1 protein-coding gene and 1 pseudogene are annotated in these 1,268 nt (G+C 50.2%); one reads left to right on the top strand and one right to left on the bottom strand.

Features of this window, described 5'->3' with window-relative positions; genetic code table 11:
• The coding region (locus HMPREF3149_RS13495) for a hypothetical protein (protein ID WP_210385383.1) at positions 1–1,012 on the top strand (1,012 nt) is incomplete at its 5' end.
• A gap of 8 nt (positions 1,013–1,020) precedes the next feature.
• Here the strand turns inward: HMPREF3149_RS13495 and HMPREF3149_RS14035 are convergent.
• A pseudogene (locus HMPREF3149_RS14035) lies at positions 1,021–1,268 on the bottom strand (transposase); the annotation flags it as partial.

Here is a 1,268-nt window from a genome sequence, read left to right as displayed (position 1 = left end):
CTACGCACTCCGAAACCGGAAGAGCCCCTTAAGCCCCTTCGGCCTAGGGAATTTCGATGAGCTCGATAAGTGGATTTTGCCTTCGCTTACGAGCTTGTCTCTAGATGGTCCATTTACCACCTATTTGGATTTTCGTCGTGAGGCAGATCTTAATCGTTTTCAAGACGGAAATTACCGAGCTGCGGCAATCATGTATGCTGCCGCGTGTGAGTCGCTCTTGGAAGACCTTCTGCAGCACAACCATTGGGAAGAGCGGATACGACCCGAAGATGCAACAGCCAACTACTTGACGCGTAAAGGCTACCCGCAGAGCATAAAGTACTTAGTTCTCAATGAGCTGAGTAGATTCTATTCCGATGAGGGGTGGCGTAAAAATGTGCCTCCCGCGATTGTGGGTTGGTCAGAGTATGTTGCCCAATTGAGGAATCGAGCGGTTCATGAAGGCTACACGCCGAGTGGTGACGAGATGAAGAGGTGCGTGGAAGCCGTTGATGCTCTGGTGACCTTTCTATCAGACCAAGCCTTTAAGATTCGGCGAGAACACCCAATAACTGCACTAGCGTTTCTGGGGCGCGAGGGGATCGAAAAAAGAGGTGGCTGGAGTGCTACGATTTCCCGAATTGAAGCTACTCAAGAGGACGTCGCTGTGAGGAACCGTACCTTCCGTCGCTGGGCAAATGCTCTGTCGGTATTCAGATCGAGGGATCGTTCTATAGCTCCCAAGGTTGAAGGGTCCACTTGCGTGCTCGTTTTCGAGTCTTCCGGCTGTCAATCCTTTTATTTAATTGAAGAGACCGGGGTGTTTGCTCAGAAGATAAGTAAAGAGATGATTCATTTTTCTTCTGCAGTAGAGGAACAACTTAAATTAATCGAAAACAATACGGCACCGGCCACTCCCCAAGTATTTACACTTTCCTTCGAATCCATCGATTTAGAGGAAGCGAGATGGGAACTGTATTCATATGATGTAGTTCCGGGTTACGACGTGTTCTTACCACCATACGAAAACTAAAGCTAGGTGGAGATCATTTGGTCGTGGGTCGGTCGAGTTCCGCTGCGAAAAAGCCGAAGCTGTCTTAAGAATCCCGTTTGCTCGTTTCAGTTCGCGGTTTTCGCGGCGCAGACGCCTGAGTTCTTCTTCCATTGTTTCGACGCCTGAAGCGTTAGAGTCATCGCGTATTGAAGCGCTGTCACGGTACCAGGCCCGCAACGTGTGGTGAGATACTCCAAGGAGCTCGCCGACCTCCGTGTAGGCGCGTTGCAGTGAG

The sequence above is a fragment of the Corynebacterium sp. HMSC05E07 genome, assembly GCF_001807225.1.
Lineage (GTDB): Bacteria > Actinomycetota > Actinomycetes > Mycobacteriales > Mycobacteriaceae > Corynebacterium > Corynebacterium singulare.
This window is presented reverse-complemented; position numbering and strand designations above follow the sequence as displayed.